The 21,872-nt window shown below is 42.6% G+C and carries 20 protein-coding genes and 5 tRNA genes; 21 read left to right on the plus strand and 4 right to left on the minus strand.

Going from position 1 to position 21,872, the window contains the following annotated elements:
- Positions 1–8 precede the first annotated feature (8 nt).
- Positions 9–1,097, minus strand: a complete 1,089-nt coding sequence (prfA, locus tag GNIT_RS10190; RefSeq protein ID WP_014109122.1) for a peptide chain release factor 1 — start codon at positions 1,095–1,097, stop codon at positions 9–11.
- Positions 1,094–2,377: a glutamyl-tRNA reductase gene (gene hemA / locus GNIT_RS10195; RefSeq protein ID WP_014109123.1), complete on the minus strand. Its 1,284-nt coding sequence runs from the start codon at positions 2,375–2,377 to the stop codon at positions 1,094–1,096. The genes prfA and hemA overlap by 4 nt, the downstream gene beginning before the upstream one ends.
- A gap of 330 nt (positions 2,378–2,707) precedes the next feature.
- Here hemA and lolB point away from each other — a divergent pair, with 330 nt between their 5' ends.
- The 15 genes from lolB to GNIT_RS10270 all read left to right on the plus strand — a co-directional run bounded on the left by lolB (position 2,708) and on the right by GNIT_RS10270 (position 12,102).
- Positions 2,708–3,343, plus strand: coding sequence for a lipoprotein insertase outer membrane protein LolB (lolB, locus tag GNIT_RS10200; protein WP_014109124.1), 636 nt, complete (start codon positions 2,708–2,710; stop codon positions 3,341–3,343).
- Positions 3,328–4,182 (plus strand): 4-(cytidine 5'-diphospho)-2-C-methyl-D-erythritol kinase, encoded by an 855-nt coding sequence (gene ispE, locus GNIT_RS10205; RefSeq protein ID WP_014109125.1) that lies wholly within the window; start codon positions 3,328–3,330, stop codon positions 4,180–4,182. Before lolB ends, ispE begins: the two co-directional genes overlap by 16 nt.
- Before the next feature lie 31 nt (positions 4,183–4,213).
- Positions 4,214–4,289, plus strand: a tRNA-Gln gene (locus GNIT_RS10210).
- Between the two features lie 30 nt (positions 4,290–4,319).
- Positions 4,320–5,267: a ribose-phosphate pyrophosphokinase gene (locus GNIT_RS10215; RefSeq protein ID WP_014109126.1), complete on the plus strand. Its 948-nt coding sequence runs from the start codon at positions 4,320–4,322 to the stop codon at positions 5,265–5,267.
- 197 nt (positions 5,268–5,464) lie between these two features.
- On the plus strand, positions 5,465–5,980 hold the full coding sequence (locus GNIT_RS10220; RefSeq protein ID WP_014109127.1) for a hypothetical protein: 516 nt from the start codon (positions 5,465–5,467) through the stop codon (positions 5,978–5,980).
- Positions 5,981–6,356: 376 nt separating this feature from the next.
- Entirely contained in the window at positions 6,357–7,004 is a 648-nt protein-coding gene (locus GNIT_RS10225; RefSeq protein WP_014109128.1) for a 50S ribosomal protein L25/general stress protein Ctc, read from the plus strand.
- Between the two features lie 5 nt (positions 7,005–7,009).
- Entirely contained in the window at positions 7,010–7,594 is a 585-nt protein-coding gene (gene pth / locus GNIT_RS10230) for an aminoacyl-tRNA hydrolase (RefSeq protein WP_014109129.1), read from the plus strand.
- Positions 7,595–7,658: 64 nt separating this feature from the next.
- Positions 7,659–8,750: a redox-regulated ATPase YchF gene (gene ychF / locus GNIT_RS10235; RefSeq protein ID WP_014109130.1), complete on the plus strand. Its 1,092-nt coding sequence runs from the start codon at positions 7,659–7,661 to the stop codon at positions 8,748–8,750.
- Between the two features lie 243 nt (positions 8,751–8,993).
- Positions 8,994–9,398, plus strand: a complete 405-nt coding sequence (locus tag GNIT_RS10240) for a hypothetical protein (RefSeq protein ID WP_041246392.1) — start codon at positions 8,994–8,996, stop codon at positions 9,396–9,398.
- Between the two features lie 80 nt (positions 9,399–9,478).
- The gene (locus GNIT_RS10245; RefSeq protein WP_148261708.1) at positions 9,479–9,994 is read left to right on the plus strand and encodes a hypothetical protein; all 516 of its coding nucleotides are present in this window, start codon (positions 9,479–9,481) and stop codon (positions 9,992–9,994) included.
- A gap of 138 nt (positions 9,995–10,132) precedes the next feature.
- Positions 10,133–10,209, plus strand: a tRNA-Met gene (locus tag GNIT_RS10250).
- A gap of 35 nt (positions 10,210–10,244) precedes the next feature.
- A tRNA-Leu gene (locus GNIT_RS10255) sits at positions 10,245–10,329 on the plus strand.
- Between the two features lie 12 nt (positions 10,330–10,341).
- Positions 10,342–10,417 (plus strand) — tRNA-Gln (locus tag GNIT_RS10260).
- Between the two features lie 58 nt (positions 10,418–10,475).
- Positions 10,476–10,551: transfer RNA gene (locus tag GNIT_RS10265), tRNA-Gln, on the plus strand.
- Between the two features lie 171 nt (positions 10,552–10,722).
- Positions 10,723–12,102, plus strand: coding sequence for an alanine/glycine:cation symporter family protein (locus tag GNIT_RS10270; RefSeq protein ID WP_041246784.1), 1,380 nt, complete (start codon positions 10,723–10,725; stop codon positions 12,100–12,102).
- Between the two features lie 136 nt (positions 12,103–12,238).
- On the opposite strand, the gene GNIT_RS18215 is transcribed toward GNIT_RS10270, so the two are convergent.
- On the minus strand, positions 12,239–12,409 hold the full coding sequence (locus tag GNIT_RS18215; RefSeq protein ID WP_014109132.1) for a hypothetical protein: 171 nt from the start codon (positions 12,407–12,409) through the stop codon (positions 12,239–12,241).
- Positions 12,410–12,514: 105 nt separating this feature from the next.
- Positions 12,515–13,678: an FAD-dependent monooxygenase gene (locus tag GNIT_RS10275; protein WP_014109133.1), complete on the minus strand. Its 1,164-nt coding sequence runs from the start codon at positions 13,676–13,678 to the stop codon at positions 12,515–12,517.
- 716 nt (positions 13,679–14,394) lie between these two features.
- Between GNIT_RS10275 and miaB the strand changes: the two genes are divergently transcribed.
- From miaB to GNIT_RS10305, 6 genes are all read left to right on the plus strand, one after another.
- A complete protein-coding gene (gene miaB, locus GNIT_RS10280) occupies positions 14,395–15,822 on the plus strand; it encodes a tRNA (N6-isopentenyl adenosine(37)-C2)-methylthiotransferase MiaB (protein WP_041246394.1) in 1,428 nt (475 codons plus the stop codon).
- Between the two features lie 66 nt (positions 15,823–15,888).
- Complete coding sequence (locus GNIT_RS10285; RefSeq protein ID WP_014109136.1) at positions 15,889–16,989, plus strand: PhoH family protein; 1,101 nt, start codon at positions 15,889–15,891, stop codon at positions 16,987–16,989.
- Positions 16,973–17,563, plus strand: coding sequence for an rRNA maturation RNase YbeY (gene ybeY, locus GNIT_RS10290; protein ID WP_014109137.1), 591 nt, complete (start codon positions 16,973–16,975; stop codon positions 17,561–17,563). Before GNIT_RS10285 ends, ybeY begins: the two co-directional genes overlap by 17 nt.
- A 33-nt stretch (positions 17,564–17,596) precedes the next feature.
- Positions 17,597–18,457, plus strand: a complete 861-nt coding sequence (gene corC / locus GNIT_RS10295) for a CNNM family magnesium/cobalt transport protein CorC (protein WP_014109138.1) — start codon at positions 17,597–17,599, stop codon at positions 18,455–18,457.
- Between the two features lie 27 nt (positions 18,458–18,484).
- On the plus strand, positions 18,485–19,993 hold the full coding sequence (lnt, locus tag GNIT_RS10300) for an apolipoprotein N-acyltransferase (protein ID WP_014109139.1): 1,509 nt from the start codon (positions 18,485–18,487) through the stop codon (positions 19,991–19,993).
- A 202-nt stretch (positions 19,994–20,195) separates the two neighbouring features.
- Positions 20,196–21,854: a SulP family inorganic anion transporter gene (locus tag GNIT_RS10305; RefSeq protein ID WP_014109140.1), complete on the plus strand. Its 1,659-nt coding sequence runs from the start codon at positions 20,196–20,198 to the stop codon at positions 21,852–21,854.
- Positions 21,855–21,872 lie beyond the last annotated feature (18 nt).

The raw sequence follows: 21,872 nt of genomic DNA on the forward strand, positions 1-21,872 counted from the left end.
CTTAAAAACTAATACTCGTCAGACAATGAGGCGAGCATGTCCGCCTGGTGTTCTTGGCGAATAGGCTCCATTAATGCGCCTAAATCACCCGCAATTACGTCATCTAATTTATATAATGTTAAGTTAATTCTATGGTCAGTCACACGGCCCTGCGGGAAGTTGTAGGTGCGTATACGCTCCGAACGATCGCCGCTGCCTACGAGTGTTTTTCTGGTGCTGGCCTCTTCGGCGTTACGTTTGTCTTCTTCAATCTTATTCAAGCGAGCTTGCAGTACTGACATCGCCTTCGCCCTATTTTTATGCTGCGAACGCTCATCCTGGCATTCCACCACAACGCCAGTGGGTATATGTGTAAGTCTGATTGCTGAGTCAGTTTTGTTGACGTGCTGACCACCGGCTCCCGATGCTCTGAACGTATCAACGCGAAGGTCCGCAGGATTAATTTCAATCGCCTGCGATTCAGGAACTTCAGGTAAAACAGCAACAGTGCAGGCTGATGTATGAATACGTCCTTGAGATTCCGTTTCCGGTACCCGCTGAACGCGATGCCCGCCGGATTCAAACTTCATTACACCGTATGCGCCATCACCGCTTATATTAACGATTATTTCTTTAAAACCACCGTGATCACCTTCATTAGCGCTGATCAACTCTAGTTTCCAGCCTTTCGTTTCAGCGTAACGGCTGTACATACGGAAGAGATCGCCTGCAAATATAGCGGCTTCATCACCGCCAGCACCTGCGCGAATTTCTAAGAAACAGCTGTTGTCGTCGTTAGGATCTGTCGGCAAGAGCAATATTTGCAAGCTAGTTTCTAACGTTTCGACACGTGCCTTGCTGTCTTTCAACTCCTCTTGTGCCATTTCTTTCATTTCTGGATCGTTTTCCTGCAGCATTTCTAGCGCAGACTCAACATCCTTTTGCGCCGATTGATAGCTGCCAAACTGTTTCACAACTTCTTCTAATTGAGCATATTCTTTAGACAAATTGCGGAATTTTTCTTGATTACCAATTACACTAGCATCGCCTAATAAGGCCTGAACTTCTTCAAAGCGTTCAACCAACGATTCTAATTTATGCACTACGGACTGTTTCATTGTTTTCCTGTTTTTCTTTTAACTGTGCCTTCTAAACCTAGAGCTTTTGCTAAAAACTTTAGATTATCATCGTCGGACAGTTTACTGGCTTGTTGCAAAGCCTTTGTTGGTCCGTGCAACATAGCTTGGGTTAACTTGAAGGCCAACTCTTTCATAGCCTCATCTGGCGCAATGCCATCGCCAATCTGTTTCAATGCTTTTTGCAGAGCGTCATCGCGGGTTTTTTCCGCTTTTTCACGATAGTTTTTTATGAGATCAACATTTTGATAATGTTGTTGCCAATAACCATAGCTGGCAACCATACCGCCAATCATGTGTTCGGCTTGTTGCGCTGCAACTTCTCGGTTTGCTACGTTTTGCTCTACAATATTCTGCAAGTCATCCACGGTATACAAATACGCGTCATCTAACTCACCCACTTCGTTTTCAATATCTCGAGGCACGGCCAAATCAATCAGCAGCATCGGTTTGTGCTTTCTCACTTTAAGCGCTGTCGCCACCGTACTTCTGCTTATTAGTGGCAGTGAACTTGCTGTTGAGCTAATCACTATATCGGCTTGCGCTAAATGCTCTGGTATTTGACTGATAGTAATGGCTTTACCACCCAGGCTGTCTGCTAGCTTACTGGCTCGAGAAAGGGTTCTATTCGCCACTGTAATCGACTTTGCTTCAGCGTCAACCAAATGTTTTGCGACTAGTTCAATCGTTTCTCCCGCGCCAATTAGCAGCACGTTACTGTGTGTTAACTTTGAAAATATTTGCTTTGCTAGTTGAACAGCCGCGAAAGCCACAGAAACTGCGTTTGCGCCAATTTCAGTCTCAGTACGCACTTGTTTGGCGACTGAAAATGTCGACTGAAATAGCTTTTCAAATTCTGTGCTGATTTTACCCGCGTTTTTTGATTCCGTATATGCCTGCTTCACTTGTCCTAAGATTTGCGGCTCTCCGACAATCAAAGAGTCTAATCCGCATGCAACTCGCATAAGATGATTGATTGCATCATCTCCATGCTTCACGTAGCTGTGCTGTCGAACCGTTTCGTGATCAGTTTGGTGAAAGTCAGCCAACCATTCCGATAGTTTTTGAGCATCCTCAGGTTCTTTTGCTTGTATATATACTTCCGTTCTATTGCAAGTGGATAATATAACCACTTGCTCTGCACTTGTGTATTGCGGACAAGATTGCAGCGCGTGCGCGAGTTTGTCCGGAGAAAAAGCGACTTTTTCCCGCAACTTTACCGGTGCAGACTTATGATTAATCCCGAGCGCAATGATGGTCATTTAAAAAAGGTAGAGATGCCTAATTGACTAAGTTCGCGGCATTGTACGAAAAAGCGTATATGATTGAAAGAAATTGAGATTAAAGAATTCGTTAAAGGTGGACGTATTTCTGTTGTTTTTGCTTTTTTTGGTAAAAGGATGACGCCACTTTTAACCTTTTAAATGCTGCTAATTGATGGTTCTTAACGAACGGAAGCTTGCGAAACAGAGCGTCAGTCGTCAATAGAACATAACAAGCATAGAGAACTTCTTCATAAAATGATTACGCTAATTTAATTTAAACGTCAAAAATGCTAATCTCCTCAGGGTTTTTTAATTCAGGGCGATTCAGTGCTTACCTTTTCATCATATCGAGTTTTCGGTGTTTGTCTTTTTTTGCTGTTGCTTAGCGGATGTAAGAATACCCTTAATTTAGACAAGCGAGCAGAAATCGATATGTCCGCTGGCTATCTGCAGCTGCCAAATCAGGAAAAACTCAGATTGATGAGTCATTGGGAACTGACCGGTAAAATTGCAGTAATAACGCCTGATGAGCGCAAGAGTGCCTACCTAAATTGGCAGCAAGCAAATCAGTCCATTGACTTTCGGCTGACCAACCTAATAGGCGTATCGCTGTTAAATTTACACTACGACGGAAAAATTGCACGCTTAGATGCTGATGGTGAAAACTACGAAGACGTGTCAACTGAAGCGCTGATTTACAGAACTACTGGGTGGATATTGCCGCTTGATAACTTACCTCAGTGGATTAAAGGCTCCGCAAATGAACAGGACCAAGTTTTTTTAAACGAAAGCGGCTTACCTCAACGCATCCAACCTGTTTGTGCAACTTGCTTTGGCTGGGAAATCACCTACAGCCAATATAAACAGGTACAGGGTGTGTGGCTGCCCTTTTCTGTTGAAGTTAATAACCCGATTAAGCAAACTCGATTAAAATTTAAGGTTAACCAGTGGCAGAGAAAATAAAGTGGTATCCAAGCCCAGCAAAGCTCAACCTGTTTTTGCACATCAATGGACGATATGAAAATGGATATCATCAGCTGCAAAGCTTATTTCAGCTATTAGATTACGGCGATGACATTGGCTTTGTTGTTAATCATAAGAACGAAATCAATATAGCTGAGCAAATATCGGGTGTGCCTGAACACGAAAACTTAGTCTACCGAGCTGCTATCGCGCTGAAGCCCTTTGCAGCAGAAAAATCAGGTTGCACAATATACATTAATAAAAGATTACCTCTCGGCGGCGGGATCGGTGGCGGATCTTCAAACGCAGCCACTGTATTACTTGTGTTAAATCAACTATGGGGCTGCAATCTCGACACGTTCGCCTTAGCCGACATTGGATTGGCGCTAGGTGCTGACGTTCCTATTTTCGTGCACGGCAACACCGCATTCGCAGAAGGCGTAGGTGAAGTATTATTACCAACCACGACACCTGAAAAATGGTATTTGGTAGCGACGCCCAATGTGGCAATATCAACCAAAGCTATTTTTACGTCTGTAGATTTACCGCGAAATACCCCAAAGATTGATTTCAAAACGTACCGTTTTGAAGAAACTCACAACGATTGCCAAACTTTAGTGGAGAAAACGCATAAGGAAGTTGCAAATTTATTACAGTGGTTGGTACACTACGCACCGTCCCGGATGACTGGAACAGGTGCAAGTGTTTTTGCAGTTTTCGATGCGAAAGAAAACGCAGACAAGGTTCTCCACTTGCTACCCGAATGTTACACTGGTTTTGTTGCTAAAGGCGTTAACCTTTCAGGTTTGCATATCGCCTTGGGTATGCAACACAGCTAACATCCAGTTCTTGGACAAGCTAAAACCTTATTGGGGTATAGCCAAGTTGGTAAGGCAGCGGGTTTTGATCCCGCCATTCGTAGGTTCAAGTCCTGCTACCCCAGCCACCATCTAAACAACGCACTGAGGATTATCTTGTGCCTGATATGAAGCTTTTTGCAGGAAATGCTGTACCTGAACTCGCCCAGAAAGTCGCCGAACGTTTATACACTAAATTAGGAAATGCCAGTGTTGGTCGTTTTAGTGATGGTGAAATTTGCGTAGAAATCCATGAAAACGTGCGTGGTTCTGACGTTTTCATTATTCAATCTACTTGTGCGCCGACGAATGATAATTTGATGGAATTGATTGTCATGATTGATGCTTTTCGTCGTGCATCTGCCGGTCGTATCACAGCGGTTATTCCTTACTTTGGTTATGCTCGTCAAGACAGACGAGTACGCTCGGCAAGGGTTCCGATTACCGCTAAAGTAGTTGCTGACTTCCTATCGAACGTTGGCGTAGATCGAGTGCTGACGATTGATTTACACGCAGAACAGATTCAAGGTTTCTTTGATGTGCCGGTAGACAATGCCTTCGGTACACCGATATTGCTCGATGACATGTTCCAGCGTGATTTTGTTCGACCTATTGTCGTGTCTCCTGACATCGGCGGCGTTGTAAGAGCTCGAGCAACAGCAAAATTATTGAACGATACAGACCTTGCAATTATCGATAAGCGTCGACCTAAAGCGAACGTTGCTCAAGTCATGAATATTATCGGTGATGTTAAAGGGCGCGACTGTATTATCGTCGATGACATGATTGACACCGGCGGAACGCTAGCGAAAGCAGCTGAAGCATTGAAAGAACATGGAGCTGCAAGAGTCTTTGCATACGCAACACATGCAATATTCTCTGGTAACGCTGTGCAGAATCTTCGAGACTCTGTTATTGATGAAATTATTATTACTGACAGTATCCCACTTAGCGCAGAAATGAGAGCATTGAAGAAAGTGAAACAATTATCACTGTCAGAAATGTTAGCGGAAACCATTCGACGTATTAGCAACGAAGAATCTATATCTGCAATGTTTGAATACTAAATCATAGCTCATTTGTAAAAGCCGCAGAGCGTTAACGTTCAGCGGCTTTTTTGTTTATGGACTTTCTCAAAAGAAGCTCCTAACTCTAACACCACTGCCCTTTTGCGACCTCAAACTATGATATAAACCTGTGGCGATTAATAGTAAGATATTCCCACGTTCAATTACGCCAACTTACGTTTTAAGGAAGGAGCAGTATGTCAGCATCAAAAGTTTCTATTACCAGCTTAATATTGGTAAGCGCAATGTTATCGGGCTGCGGTGAAAAAACCGAAAAAGAAGAGTCCACGCTTAATTCTTCAACTGAAATGAGTCAAGACAACCAGTCAAATCTATCTGATGATAAAAACACACAAGAATCTACAACAAGTGCTAACGATAAAGTTACAGAACTTGGATTGAGTGATGATATGCAAGAACTCAAAAGTGATAAATCAAAATTACTAACGTTGAAAGGCCAGGTTTTATTTCAAGAGTTTGAAGGTGGCTTTTTTGGTTTTATCGATGAAAATGGAAATAAGTACACGCCTATTGGAATGGATAAAAAGCATTTAAGGCACGGTTTAGTAATAGAATTAAGCGGTAGAGTTATACCGGACATGATCACTACAACCCAGTTTGGTGAAGCGATTAAAGTTGAAAGCGTCTCTATTATAGATGAATCAAACGCTGCAGAGCTAGGGCGCCCAGAGCTCACTAAAAAAGACATCTAAGGTGATCTGAGCCAGTTCTTTATTGCGAATTATTCACAAAAATTATGCACAGAATATAGTCATTAAAGATACGAACGTTACTATCCGCACCCTGAGGTAAAAATAAAACGTTCGGACTTCATCGTAATTTACGCTATCTGAGGCCAACTTTACGTTGTTTGTTAATAATCACAGTGATAGAATGCGCCGCCCGTTTTAGTACGGGCTTTTGTTTTTTACTGTGTTGTGTTCTTAATTCGTATTATTTTATGTAGGTCATTTTTCCTTGCATATACCAATAGAATTAGGCAACAGCATATAAAAAGTAAGGAACGACAACGTACTCGATTTGGTCGCGAAATCGAGTTTATTAAACTACTATATTTGGAGACATAACATGTCTGACGCAATTTTTAAATTGGATGCAACTATCCGAACTGACCTAGGGAAAGGTGCGAGCCGCCGCCTTCGTCTACAGGATAAAGTGCCTGCAATCGTATACGGTGGTGATGAAGCACCAGTATCTATTACGCTTGATCACAACAAAGTGAACCAAGCACAAGATTTCGAAGCTTTTTACTCACACGTGTTGACTATCAACATCGAAGGTAAAAAAGTAGAAGCACTTGTAAAAGATATGCAACGTCACCCTTACAAGCCAAAAGTAACGCACATCGATTTCCAGCGTGTTATTGCTGGCCAATCATTAACGACTAATGTTCCTATTCACTTTATTAACGAAGCTGAATCTGATGCGATTAAATTTAATGGCGGTCACGCTGAGCATCACATGAACGACATCGAAATCACTTGTTTGCCTAAAAACCTACCAGAATATATCGAAGTTGATTTGAAGAACATTGAAATTGGTCAAACAATTCACTTGTCTGACGTTACCTTCCCTAAAGGCGTTGAGTCAGTAGAGTTAGGCAAAGGCGAAGAGCATGATTTAGCAGTTGTTACTGTTAAAACAGCTAAAGGCCCAAGCGTTGAAGAAGATGCTGACGATGCAGCTGAAGGTGAAGCAGACACTACTGCGGAATAATCAGTTTGTCTGACATTCGTCTAATCGTGGGCCTGGGTAATCCAGGCCCCGAATATCAAAACACTCGTCACAATGCGGGTGCTATGTTTGTTGAAAGCTTAGCTTCAAGGTTTAACTGCCCTTTAAAGTTTGAAAGTAAGTTTTTTGGTTTCACTGGTCGCTTTACTCTGCACGGTAGAGACATCCGCTTACTCATTCCAACAACCTTCATGAATAGAAGTGGGCAAGCCGTTGCTGCATTAGCGAACTTCTACAAAATAGATTACACCCAACTATTAGTTGCGTTCGATGAACTCGACTTTGAGCCCGGCATCGCTAAATTTAAAATAGGCGGAAGCTCTACGCAGAATGGCATTCGCGACATTGTTGCCAATTTAGCCAATCAGCGTGAATTTTTGCGTTTGAGAATAGGAATTGGCCATCCCGGTCACAAAGGTAAAGTGACGGGTCATGTTTTAGGTAAAGCTTCACAAGCTGAGCAAGAAAAAATAGATGCGGCTATAGACGAAGCTATACGCTGCACAGAAATATTGATTAAACAAGATTTAGTCTCTGCCACACAGCGCTTACACTCTTTTAAAGCGGATTAAGTATTATTTGGTATTGCGCATAGCGCAGTACTTCTCAAGAAATAGATATTAAAGGACAACGAATATGGGTTTCAAATGCGGCATTGTCGGCCTTCCGAACGTAGGTAAATCTACTCTTTTTAATGCATTGACTAAAGCAGGCATAGAAGCAGCCAACTTTCCGTTTTGCACGATTGAGCCTAACACTGGCGTCGTACCCGTTCCTGACGAACGCTTAACTGCATTAGCAGAAATAGTTAAACCTCAGCGTGTTATTCCTACAACTATGGAGTTTGTAGACATTGCAGGCTTGGTTGCTGGTGCATCAAAAGGTGAAGGTTTAGGTAATAAGTTTTTGGCAAATATCAGAGAGACCGATGCTATCGGTCACGTTGTGCGTTGTTTTGACGACGAAAACATTATTCATGTTGCAGGTAAAGTGGATCCTCAGGAAGATATTGATGTAATTAATACCGAACTAGCCCTCTCCGATTTAGAAACTGCAGAAAAAGCGATGCTTCGCGTTGGTAAACGAGCGAAGAGCGGTGATTCTGATGCTAAATTTGAACTGAAAGTACTGGAAAAGTTGCTACCGCACTTAAATGAGGGAGAGTTACTGCGCTCTGTTCAACTGAGTAAAGAAGAACATGCGGCAATTGCCTATATGAACTTCTTAACGTTAAAGCCAACGATGTATATTGCCAACGTTAACGAAGAGGGCTTTGAAAAGAATCCATACCTTGACAAGGTGCGTGCGATAGCTGAAGCCGAAGGCGCTATTGTTGTTAGCGTTTGCGCAGCGATTGAATCAGATATTGCAGAACTAGACGAAGAAGAAAAAGCCGAGTTTATGGCTGAGCTAGGGCTAACTGAGCCTGGTTTGAATCGCGTAATTCGCGCTGGTTATAGCCTCTTAACGCTCGAGACATATTTTACAGCTGGCGTAAAAGAAGTGAGAGCTTGGACTTACCCTATCGGTTCAACCGCGCCACAAGGTGCCGGTAAAATTCATACAGACTTTGAAAAAGGTTTCATCCGTGCTGAAATTATTGGTTATGATGACTACATTGCATGCAGAGGCGAATCGGGTGCCAAAGATGCAGGTAAATGGCGTTTAGAAGGTAAAGAATACATCCTAAAAGACGGCGATGTAATTCACTTTAGATTTAACGTATAGAACAAGTTTAAGCCCACTATATAACGAATATACTGGGCTTTTTTTTCAACGCTCAACGCCATTATTGAGACCTAAAATACGGTACCAACTTAGGCAACATTTTACTTTAATTTTTCTTCATAAATATTTCACACTCTCTACAAAACCCAAATGTTAGATTCATCGTACAAAAGCGACATTATGTAAATACGACTTACCAGCGTAGGTCGGCGTTACGTCAATAGTATTTGGTGAACAGACGATATGAAAACACAGCTTCCTTTATTACCCGGCGAAACCGCCTTGCCCAGTGCGCCGAACGTCATGCTGGACGATGGTACAAACTGTATACCGCAACATTACTTGTCTTATCATCATACAAAAGACTCTGTAGAAGACATAGTCGCTGAAATAAGCTACGACCCAAGCTATCTCCTATTTGTCGATGAAGACAACGGTGGGATATTCATTCAGGTCGGTATCATTGGTGTAGATAACTATCTAAGTCGACAATCGCAAGAAAGCCTAAAAATCGTGTATGGACGACGTTGGCGTGTTGAACCTCAGCTTCCCTCTTCTGAAATTATACAAACTGCATTTTTAGCACTAATGAAAGCCAGAGAGCACGAAGTGCGAGAGCTCATCAAGTACAAAGAAAAAACAAGGTAACTACACCCTTTAGTTGCCATCATGACTTGCCGCTAATGGCGATGTCGCGCAGAACAAATGCAAATGATGAGAGTGCTTGCATGAGCGAAACTAAACTCAAGGAAGTGTTGGCTAAATTACAGTACGATGAAGGCCACTTTGCGCTTACTCAGATTTTGCCACTGAATGGTGAACAACAGCTTATTACCATTGAATATAAAAAATCAGAGGCGACAAAATTGCCTGAATTGCTATCGCTAACAAAGCTAAATGTGATCATTGAAGAATCAACAGAAAATGCATTTTTATTTAGTCTTATGGACGCACTGCTGCATTTGAGTAACCGCCATGTAGAGGAACATTTTACTTTTAAGACATTTGCACGCTTTTCGAGAAAAAATAGCATTGGAAAGATAAGCGATTTGTCAGCTAAAACCCGACACAAAGGCCTCACGGAAAATGATGCAAACTTCGCCGTCGCATTTAAACAAAGTAACTACGAAACCGATGAAACGAGAGTGCCTAGATTATCAGACTCGGTGTTAGGGCAAAAACTCGCTCTGCAAATGCAAAAATTCAATATAGGAACCGGAATATTACCGAGAAAACACCCTTAATGTTGGTCATTATTTAGCTTTCTTGATTATTTTGTGTCCAACCAGTTATTTCATGCAAAAAAGGGGTTGACGACCTCACTTCAACTGAGCATAATACGCGCCACTCTGAAACAGACAAGCGCTGTGAGGGGTAATGATGGCTACGTAGCTCAGCTGGTTAGAGCACATCACTCATAATGATGGGGTCGCAGGTTCGAGTCCCGCCGTAGCCACCAATTCACTTATTAGGAATAATATGTGACTGAGATATGCGGGAGTGGTGGAATTGGTAGACACGCTGGATTTAGGTTCCAGTGCTTCACGGCGTGAGAGTTCAAGTCTCTCCTTCCGCACCAAAAAAAAACTGTTGGGGTATAGCCAAGTTGGTAAGGCAACGGGTTTTGATCCCGTCATTCGTAGGTTCGAGTCCTGCTACCCCAGCCAATCAGTTTTTTAAAACTCAAAATTTTGAGTTGTAATTTAGAACATCCTTGATTACTCTTGGGGTATAGCCAAGTTGGTAAGGCAACGGGTTTTGATCCCGTCATTCGTAGGTTCGAGTCCTGCTACCCCAGCCAAATTTCACGAACGCCGGTTTATCCGGCGTTTTTGCGTTTTAAAGGAAAAGAATTTTGTTACTTGACTCAGTCACGAAGAACCAAACCCTCAGCACCGAATTTTCAGACATTTTTTCTCAATTATTTTTTAATGCCAGTGAGGCCGTCACTAACACTGTCGACTTCATCAACATGGTGTTGTGGGGTGATGGGCAGGTGCTTATCTTCATGCTCTTGATTGCGGGCGTCTGGTTTACAGTAAAACTTAAATTCATCCAGTTACTAAACTTCAAACATATGTTTTCCTTGCTGAAAGGCAGTAGCAAAAGTGACGCCGCGGGGATCAGTTCGTTCCAAGCGCTATGCACTAGCCTATCGGCGAGAGTCGGCACCGGTAATTTAGCCGGTGTTGCTGTGGCTATATCATTAGGTGGTGCTGGCGCAATATTTTGGATGTGGGTTATTGCCCTGCTCGGCATGGCAACTGGTTATGCTGAAAGCGTATTAGGCCAAGTATATAAAATAAAAGATGAGAACGGTGAATATAGAGGCGGCCCAGCATACTATATCAAGCAAGGTTTAAATAATTCGTGGTTCGCTATTCTATTTGCCCTATGTTTATTTTTTGGCTATGGATTTGTATTTTCAGCGGTTCAAGCGAATACTATCACTGACGCGCTCAGCAATAGCTATGGCATCGAAACCTTTCATTCAGGACTGGTCATTATCATCTTAGCGGGTTTAATCGTCATTGGCGGTTTGCGCGCAATTGCAAGATTTGCCGAATGGATTGTCCCTTTTATGGGGATCGCATACGTTTTAGTTGCCCTTGTTATTACCATTATCAATATTCAATTATTGCCTGACGTTATCATAGACATCGTAAAATCTGCGTTTGGTTTACAAGAAGCTGGAGCCGGTGCATTTGCCGCGGCAGTGAAGAATGGGATACAGCGTGGATTATATTCTAACGAAGCGGGTTCCGGCAGTGTACCGCACGCTGCGGCTAGTGCATCTCCTCATCCTAACCATCCTGTATCACAAGGCTATATACAAATGCTCGGCGTATTTATCGATACGATGATTTTGTGCACTTGCACTGCTTTCATCATATTGCTAGCTGGTCACGGCAATGAAGTTGGTCAAATGGAAGGTATTCGATTAACCCAGACTGCGATGGAGAGTCACCTGGGAGCCTACGGCGGCGATTTTGTTGCAGCAGCGATTAGTTTGTTTGCATTTACCTCAGTGGTCGCAAACTACGCTTACGGTGAGAGTAATTTACATGTGTTTAAACTAGACAACAAATATGGCCGAGCTTTTTACACGACGGGCTATCTTGCGATGATTTTGTGGGGCTCTATGGCTGCAGTGCCTAAAGTTTGGGCAATGGCAGATATGGCGTTAGGCTTGATGACCGTCGTAAACATCATCGCTATAGTATTGCTTACACCTACCATTGTAGCGGTTACAAAAGACTACAATGAAAAGCGCAAGAACCAAGCTAAGATGGATTTTGTGGAAGCTGATTGCAACATTCAAGGTAGCACAGAAGACAAAATCTGGAAGTAAGAACAAATATTCTATTGGTGGGCTACTTAAATAAAGGATACTCACCAATAGAAAACACTGCCTGCGTATGAACTCATTCGATATAGTTCGCAGAAATGTACACTAACTACATATACATCACCTATATATACATCGCCTATATATGCATAAAGAGCTGAATGACAAGCAAAATGACTATAAGTGGTATTACCCACTTCATAAACTTAGCTTGAGTTTCAGGAGATATCCTCATATTTGACTTCTCAAGCATCGGAACGATAACGATTAAGGCAATAAACAACACTGCCAAAATACCTAAAACTGCCATAACTATTTCCTTATTTAAGATGTAGCGTTAATCCGCTACTTTCTCACTGTTTTTAGACTTCTTTGTGCCCTGTACTGGGCCATGAGTAATAGTTAAAGACTATTGCTATTCAATACCCATCGCGTATTTCAGTGCTTTATTCTTGATTGGTCCGGCCTTGTTAGCCACTCGAACGCCAAGATTACGAAGCAATTTCAGAGGCGCCACATCATTACTGAAGGTTTGATAGAACACGTCCATCGCACTCATCATAAGCAAGTTTGGTGTTCGCCTCTTATTTTCGTAATCAAGTAGTGCTTCGTGATTAGACTCAGTAATGGGGTTGTTTTTGATCGATTCAACTAACGCTGCAACATCTTTAAAACCAAGATTCACACCTTGTCCCGCCAATGGATTAATTTGATGTGCCGCGTCTCCGATTAATACCACGTTGTTTCGCGAATATCGGTTAGCGTGCATCCGTCGCAGTGGAAAAGCGGTTTTATCTACTACCTCGAATTCTCCTAAACTCGGTGGAAACCGAGCTAGAATGTCCTTTTTAATCTCTTGAATACTGGTATTTCGAATATGTTGGCTTGTCGCTGAATCCGCATACCAGACTAAGTTAGCGTAACCATCAAACAAAGGGAGGAAAGCAATCGGTCCCTGTGGTGTAAACTGCTGCCATGTTGCAGATTCAAATTCCGACATCATTTTTACTAACAAGACATTCGCACGCTGTTCGTATTGCCAACCTGTAATGCCAATATTTGCTTCTTCGCGCAGCTGAGAGTTTCCGCCATCGGCACCAATCAGAATGTTAGCGTGAATATGACTACCGTTGTCTAGCGCTATACAACCGTTTGAAGCATTGATATCGACCGCTCTAGCATACACTACTTGAATATTATCAGCGTGCTCACCTTCAATCGTCTCCAACAGAGCGAGCTGCAATATTCGGTTTTCAACGAAGTAACCTAAATAATTCTCTCCTATCTGTGAAGCTTCAAAATGCAGAGGACTGGCGGCGTTTTCCCAAACTGATAGGCGTTGATATTGCTGGCATCGCATGGCCAACACCTTATCCCACACGTTGTATCGTTGCAGAAGGCGCTGAGTAAAGCGATTCAGGGCAGAGACCCTTAAATCAGGTAAGCTGTCCACGTTGAATGGTTCTGGCTGGCGAGCTTCTATTACAGCTACTTTATATCCCAATTCTGACAGGCCAATAGCCATAGCGCCACCAATCATGCCGCCACCAAAAATGCAGTAATCTGCGATTATGTCCATGCGTTCCCACTCTTTCTGCCGCTAAATGTGTTCATTCGCTGTCTCTACTCCACTACTTTTATTTAACCTTAATGCTAGTTTGTCATTTATGTGAAGATATGACTTAAAAAATAGACTGTTCAGCAGCGGACTTCAAAATAGTTGTTAGCTTTTGATTACGTTCTAATGAATAAAGAGTTCACGTTTTAAGTCACCTTCATTGCGGAACCTTTCGTTGCGAAACCCTTCATTGAGTAACAATAGCTAATAAAAAATATGACCTTAAATAAATCTTCAGGGGCTTAGCAAACGCATCAAGATACAACGCTAGCATAATATTGATCTCAGTTCCGTCGAGATTCACTTCAGAGCCCCGCTTATTCAACATCCCGATGACGCTGTCTCTGTTACGTTTCATAATATCGTTAATATGCACATCCGCCAACTCGACAAAATGATAATTGGGCGATAGTCAAAGCAATGAGCAGTTATTTCTTGCTTAAGTTCTGCTAATTATCTTTATTTGTGCAGAGAATGTAACGATTAAACAACGATGCTCTGGCAATAAAAAAGAAAAGATAGATGACTGACCGGTTTGCACTAGCGTCTGTCACTGTTTCAGTCTAAAATGGACGGTTACACACAATCATTCTTACTAGAATGAATAATCGACACGAACTCGAGAAAATCGTTCGTTCGAACCGTAACGACCTAATAAAAGACGAAATATTGCCACTATGAACAAGAAGTTATTTATCAAAACCTGGGGCTGTCAGATGAACGAGTATGATTCTGAGAAGATGGCAGATCTCCTTGACTCAACTCATGGCTATACGCTAGCGGAAGAAGCTGAAGATGCAGATGTTATCTTGCTGAATACCTGCTCAATTCGCGAAAAAGCACAGGAAAAGGTATTTCATCAATTAGGTCGCTGGAAGAACCTCAAACAAACTAAGCCTGACTTAATCATCGGCGTTGGCGGTTGCGTTGCATCGCAAGAAGGCGCGGAAATAAGAAAACGTGCCCCTTACGTAGATATCGTATTTGGGCCACAAACACTGCATCGCTTGCCAGAAATGATTAAGCAAATCAAAGGCGGTGACAAGTCCGTTGTTGATGTTAGCTTTCCTGAAATCGAAAAATTTGACCGTTTGCCTGAACCTCGTGCAGACGGACCAACAGCTTTCGTATCTATCATGGAAGGTTGTTCAAAATATTGTAGCTTCTGCGTCGTACCGTATACACGCGGAGAAGAAGTTAGCCGTCCAGTAGACGATGTACTGTTAGAAGTTGCTCAACTTGCGGCGCAAGGCGTGCGAGAAGTTAATTTATTAGGACAAAATGTGAATGCGTTTAGAGGACCTCACTACGACGGTAATGTGTGTCGTTTTGCTGAGCTACTTGAACTGGTAGCCTCGATAGATGGTATTGACCGCATTCGTTATACAACATCTCATCCTGTTGAATTTACAGATGATATTGTTGAGGCTTACAAACACATTCCTGAGCTTGTCGACCATTTACATTTACCAGTGCAAAGCGGTGCGGATCGTATTCTTACTCAAATGAAACGTGGTCATACCGCCATTGAGTATAAATCTATTATTCGAAAATTGAAGAAAGTGCGTCCTAACCTTTGTATGTCTTCTGACTTCATTATCGGATTCCCTGGTGAAACGGATGCCGATTTCCAAGCAACAATGGATCTTATAAGTGCCATCGACTACGACATGAGCTTCAGCTTCATATATAGCTCACGACCCGGTACGCCAGCAGCGGATATTGTTGACGACGTTACGGAAGCAACTAAAAAGCAGCGACTACAAATATTACAACAGCGAATTAATCAAAATGCGCACCGTATTGCTCGCCACATGCTAAACACAACTCAACGTATTCTTGTTGAAGGGCCGTCGAAGAAAAGTGTGATGGAATTAACCGGCAGAACCGAAAATAATCGAGTCGTTAATTTCGAAGGCTCTCCAGATATGATTGGCGAATTTGTTGACGTTGAAATTACAGAAGTCTACAGTAATTCACTGCGTGGCAAAGTTGTGCTGCGTGAAAAAGACATGGGATTGCGTGTTGCAGTATCGCCCCAGAGTATTTTGGCCAAAAAGCCGCAACCTGACAACAATGGTGTGACTCAATTCGTTCCTGCGTAAGAAATAGTTCACGTACAATAAACGCAGTTTCAGAATGAGCTAAAGCCCTAAATAGAAGAGATTACATTGACAAAGTTAGTGAGTAACGAAATCGTATTACAGCCACAAGATAATAAACGTTTATCAAGTCTTTGTGGGCCATTCGACGACAACATAAAGCAAATTGAACGCCGCTTAGGTGTTGAAATTACCTATCGCTCAAATGAATTCAAAGTACTAGGCGACCAGCAGCAGGCAAATGGCGCTAGCGAGCTCTTGAAATTACTTTATATCGAGACCCAACCTGTTAAAGGCAGTGTCCCGGTATTAGAGCCTAATCAGGTTCATTTAGCCATCCAAGAGGTAAAATGCTTAGAGCGCGCTGAAGCTGGGGATTACGGGAAAGAAGTTCATATAAAAACGAAACGTGGCGTGATTAAACCGCGTAATCCAAGCCAGTCAAAATACGTTTCAAACGTGGTAACTCACGACATCACTTTTGGTATAGGTCCTGCTGGAACGGGTAAAACTTATCTTGCGGTTGCCTGCGCTGTTGATGCACTTGAGCGACAGGAAGTAAGGCGTATTTTATTGACTCGCCCAGCGGTTGAAGCAGGCGAAAAGCTTGGCTTTTTACCCGGTGACTTGTCCCAGAAGGTAGACCCTTACTTACGCCCTTTGTATGATGCTTTATTCGAGATGTTAGGGTTTGAAAAAGTCGAAAAATTGATTGAACGTAACGTAATCGAGGTTGCTCCACTAGCCTACATGCGTGGTAGAACACTCAATGACGCTTTTATCATCCTTGATGAAGGACAAAATACCAGCGTTGAACAAATGAAAATGTTCTTAACCCGCATTGGTTTTAACTCGCAAGCCGTGATTACCGGCGATATAACGCAAATTGATTTACCCAAAGGGGCAAAATCAGGCTTGCGTCATGCCATAGAAGTATTAAGTGATGTAAACGATATTTCCTTTAATTTCTTTACTGCACAAGATGTAGTGAGACACCCTGTGGTTGCTCGTATCGTGCAAGCCTACGAAGATTACGAGAGTAAAAAAGAGAGAGAATCACTGGAAAAGCAACGGCTGAGAGAGGAACAAATAAAAAACTCTAGTCAACATATCGATGAGCAAAACTTAAATCAAACAAGTAAACAGCCTAGTAATGACGATCGAAGTTGATTTACAAAACGTGATTGAGCAAGATACGCTCAATCACGTGTTACCGACAGCAACGCAAATTGAAAAATGGCTGAACACGACTATCGAAATGCTTCGTTCACCCAGCCCTGCGCTATGTATCGCTGCATCAACTGCACGCTCCACTCCCTTCGTATCCTCTGAAAAGACCTCGAACGATGATTCTGAGCTCAGTAGCGCAGATATCGAAACTATGCATCAAGAGATATTTGAAGTGACGCTGCGCATAGTAGACCTTGTCGAATCACGCCAGCTTAACTCAGACTATAGAAACAAAGATAAACCAACAAATGTGTTATCCTTTCCCTTTGAAGCACCCGAGCATATTGAGATGCCATTTTTAGGCGACTTAGTTGTGTGCGCCGCTGTTGTTGAGCAAGAAGCGAAAGAGCAAGACAAGCAGGTGACGAACCATTGGGCGCATCTGTGCGTGCACGGGCTATTGCATTTGTTAGGTTATGACCATATAGACGAAAAAGAAGCGCAAGAAATGGAAGGTCTTGAAACCGCTATACTTGCAAAATTAAACATTGACGATCCCTACCAAGATCATTAAATATACCGTTATTAGGAAATAGATAAAAATATCATGAGCGACGACAACCCCCACTCTACCAGCGGTTCCTCAAATAAAAACTGGCTTGATCGCTTAGCCGGATCTTTTAAGGGCGAACCGAGAAACAGAGAAGAACTTTCTGAAGTCATTTCAGATGCCGAGCAGCGTGACGTAATTGATCCTCAAACAAAAGAGATGATAGAAGGCGTAATGACTGTAAGCGAAATTCGTGTCAGGGAAATTATGATCCCCAGAGCACAAATGGTCACCATCGACATTGAACAAGGTGTTGAACAGTTTCTGCCTATTATGCTCGACCACGCTCACTCCCGTTACCCAGTTATTTCCGAAGACAAAGACCATATTGAAGGGATCTTGCTCGCTAAAGATTTAATACCGTATGCGTTCTTGCCAAACAAAGAATTCAAGCTAAAAGAAGTACTGCGCGAAGCTATCATCGTTCCAGAAAGTAAGCGTGTTGACGTATTACTAAAAGAGTTTCGTCAACAGCGCTACCATATGGCGATTGTTGTGGATGAATACGGCGGCGTTTCCGGTTTAGTTACCATTGAAGACATCTTGGAGCTCATTGTTGGCGAAATCGAAGATGAGTATGATGATGAAATCAAGGAAACGGATGAAATTCGTCCGCTTAATAAACATACTTATTCGGTGAAAGCATTAACGTCTGTCGAAGACTTTAATCGATTTTTTGAAAGCAATTTAAATGAAGAAGAATCCGATACTATTGGTGGCGTCGTGCTGCGTGCATTTGGTCACATGCCAGACACTGATGACGAAATTACGATAGAAAATATGAAGTTTAAGGTCACTAGTTCAGATAAGCGTCGTATTGTGCAGCTAAAAATTACGCTGCTTGATTCAGAGGACTAGGCGCTGAATATTTGGATAAAGGGCTTTTTGCTGTTCATTTTAGGGGCGAGTTTAACCTTCGCTTTTGCTCCATTTAAGGCTTGGTGGCTGCCATTTATCGTCCTTCCGCTATGGTTTTTTGTTCAGTCTCAACAGACCAAGGATAGTTTTAAAACAGCTTGGTTTTTTAGCTTCGGCTACTTTGCTGCAGGTATTAGTTGGATACATGTCAGCATATCTGTGCACGGTGGTGTTCCTTTAATTGCCTCTATAGGCATGATGTCGGTCCTATGCGCTTATCTGGCTCTATTCCCTGCATTCGCAATGTGGCTAACAAATCGTTTTTTTGATAAACAGTTTTGGCCACTGACCCTACCACTACTTTGGTTAGTCCTAGAGTTTGCTCGAGCACACTTTATGACCGGATTTCCCTGGTTGTCTATCGGTTATAGTCAATTACATGGTCCATTGAGTGGGTGGATCCCGCTGATAGGTGAAATTGGTGTTAGCGCAATCCTAATTCTAATCACCGTCAATCTAGGGCTGATGCTGAATCAATTTCAAACGTCTAAAAGAGTGGCGAGCAATCAACTCCAAGCCGTATTTGTAGGCCTCATTCTATGTGTATCTGGTGTAGTCTTAGACAAAGTCGACTGGACTCAAGAGAGTGGTCAAGTAAAGCGCGTCACTATGGTTCAAGGCAATATTGAACAAACTATTCGTTGGGTTCCAGAGCAAGATCGCCCAACTATGCAGAAATACTGGAATTTAAGCAGTGAACACTGGGATTCTGACCTCATAATTTGGCCAGAAGCAGCCATTCCTAAACTTGAGATAGCGGCAACTGACTATCTTGAGCTGCTCGATAAAAAAGCGACAGAAACAAATACAGCGCTCATTACAGGTATTGTTGACGTAAATTATAATACTGAAAAAATTTATAATAATTTACTGAGCTTAGGCAATGATGAGCTAAACAAAAATACGATACCCTACCAGTACGGGCATAAAAACCGTTTTGCCAAACATCATTTATTGCCCATTGGTGAGTTTGTTCCCTTTGAATCCATATTGAGAAAACTCGCGCCAATATTCGACTTACCCATGTCCTCATTTACAAGAGGTAGCTACGTGCAGCCGAACTTGTTAGCAAATGGAATGACGCTCACACCTGCTATCTGTTTTGAAATAGCATTTCCGAGTCAAATAAGCGCAAATCTAACTGATCAAACCGACGCGATTATTACAGTGAGTAATGACGCATGGTTTGGCGATTCACATGGGCCGCATCAGCATTTAGAGATAGCTCAAATGCGCGCCAAAGAATTTGGTTTACCCGTGCTGCGCTCAACCAACACAGGAGTAACAGCATTTGTTGACCATAGAGGGGAGATTACAGCCTTAGCTCCTCAGTTTGAAGATACTGTCCTAAGCGAAAACGTTTTGCTCGTTACTGGAAAAACACCTTACAGACAGCTAGGTAACTTGCCGGTCTATATTTTCTTTCTGATTTTATTTGCAGTTGGTGTCGTTCTGTCGCACAGGAAAATAAAATAGAGTCTTATTTTGAATAAATAGGCCACACGCTATTTTCCAAAAAATTAGCTGCTGTAGTAATGTGATTTTGCCCTATTCAAAAAGAATCAATCACCGTTAAGCAGATCAAACCACTGCGCCAACATTAGCGGGTATACTGCACAAATAATAAGAAATACGTCTTACCATGAATAAGGTGAAGCGTTAAAAGAGGTAAACGTTTTTGCAAATTTTCAATACCATAAACAAAAGCAATCTGCGTGGCGATATTCTTGGTGGAGTCACCGCCGCTATTGTCTCTTTGCCACTGGCATTAACGTTTGGGGTTGCTTCAGGTGCAGGAGCAGAAGCGGGTTTATATGGCGCGATTATTATCGGCTTGTTTGCGGCATTGTTCGGCGGCACTCCTACTCTAATTTCTGAACCAACCGGGCCTATGACAGTTATCATGGCGGCTGTGGTTACCACACTGGTGGCCAATAATCCTGACAATGGTTTGGCCATGGCATTCACCGTAGTCATGATTGCAGGTTTAACCCAAATTATTTTCGGTATCATGAAACTCGGCAAATATATCACCATGATGCCTTATAGTGTTATCAGTGGCTTTATGTCTGGCATCGGCTGTATTTTGATAGTCATGCAGCTTGCCCCCGCTTTAGGCTCTGCAGCGCCCGCCGGTGGGGTAATAGGCACCCTAACATCACTGCCCGACATTGTTAAAGATATCAGCTTTATCGAATTTGGCATGGCACTCGCCACCATCGCCATCTTATATGTAACGCCCAAAAAACTTAAAAATATTGTCCCTCCACAGCTTATCGCGCTCATTATGATATCCCTTGTGTCAGTTCTATTCTTCCAAACAATTGATATCAGGCGAATTGGCGAAATAAACGTCACACTACCTTCCATTGTGTTACCAGAATTTACTCCAGACCAGATCAGAATCATGATCCTTGATGGCATCGTTCTTGGCATGCTTGGATGCATTGACTCGATGTTAACGTCGGTCATCGCAGACAATCTTACAAGAAGCGAACACAAATCAGATAAAGAGCTAATTGGTCAAGGCATCGGTAACATGATGTCGGGTTTGTTCGGCGGTTTACCAGGTGCAGGGGCGACCATGGGAACCGTTGTAAATATTCAGGCAGGAGCCAAAACGGCGCTCTCTGGGCTAATCCGTGTATTGGTTCTAGTCCTCGCTGTTTTCGGGGCCTCTAATCTGATCTCGGTGATCCCAATAGCTGTGTTGGCAGGTATAGCGGTGAAAGTCGGTATAGACATACTTGATTGGAGCTTCATTAAGCGCGCTCACAGAGTTTCTAAGCAATCATCCTTAATTATGTATGCGGTATTATTGCTGACAGTATTTGTTGACCTTGTCGTAGCTGTAGGCATCGGTGTCTTTATTGCCAACATAATGACCATCGAAAAACTCAGTGCATCGCAGGAAAAGAATATCAAAGCGATCAGCGACGTTGACGGTCAATTACCACTCAACAGTGAGCAACGACAATTACTTAACAAGGCCAATGGCCAAATTTTGTTCTTCTATTTAAGCGGCACTATGATATTCGGTGTTTCAAAAGCATTGTCGCGCGAATTAAGCAGCATGACCGAACACCGAGTAATTATTATCGACTTAAGCGATGTATCGTTCCTTGACGATACAATTGCCCTTGCGATAGAGAACTTAATTAAAGATGCTAATCAACTAGAAAAACATATTCTTATGTTAGTGAAAAAAGGCAGTTCAAAGAAGAAGCTTCAAAAGATGGGGTTTTCTGACATTTTACCATCCGATGCATATGTCAGTAATCGGACAGAAGCACTGACCAAGGCAACGGAGTGGTTGAACGCTCAGGAACTAGCCTAAGCGCTGTTCGGATATAGT

The organism is Glaciecola nitratireducens FR1064, from assembly GCF_000226565.1.
Lineage (GTDB): Bacteria > Pseudomonadota > Gammaproteobacteria > Enterobacterales > Alteromonadaceae > Glaciecola > Glaciecola nitratireducens.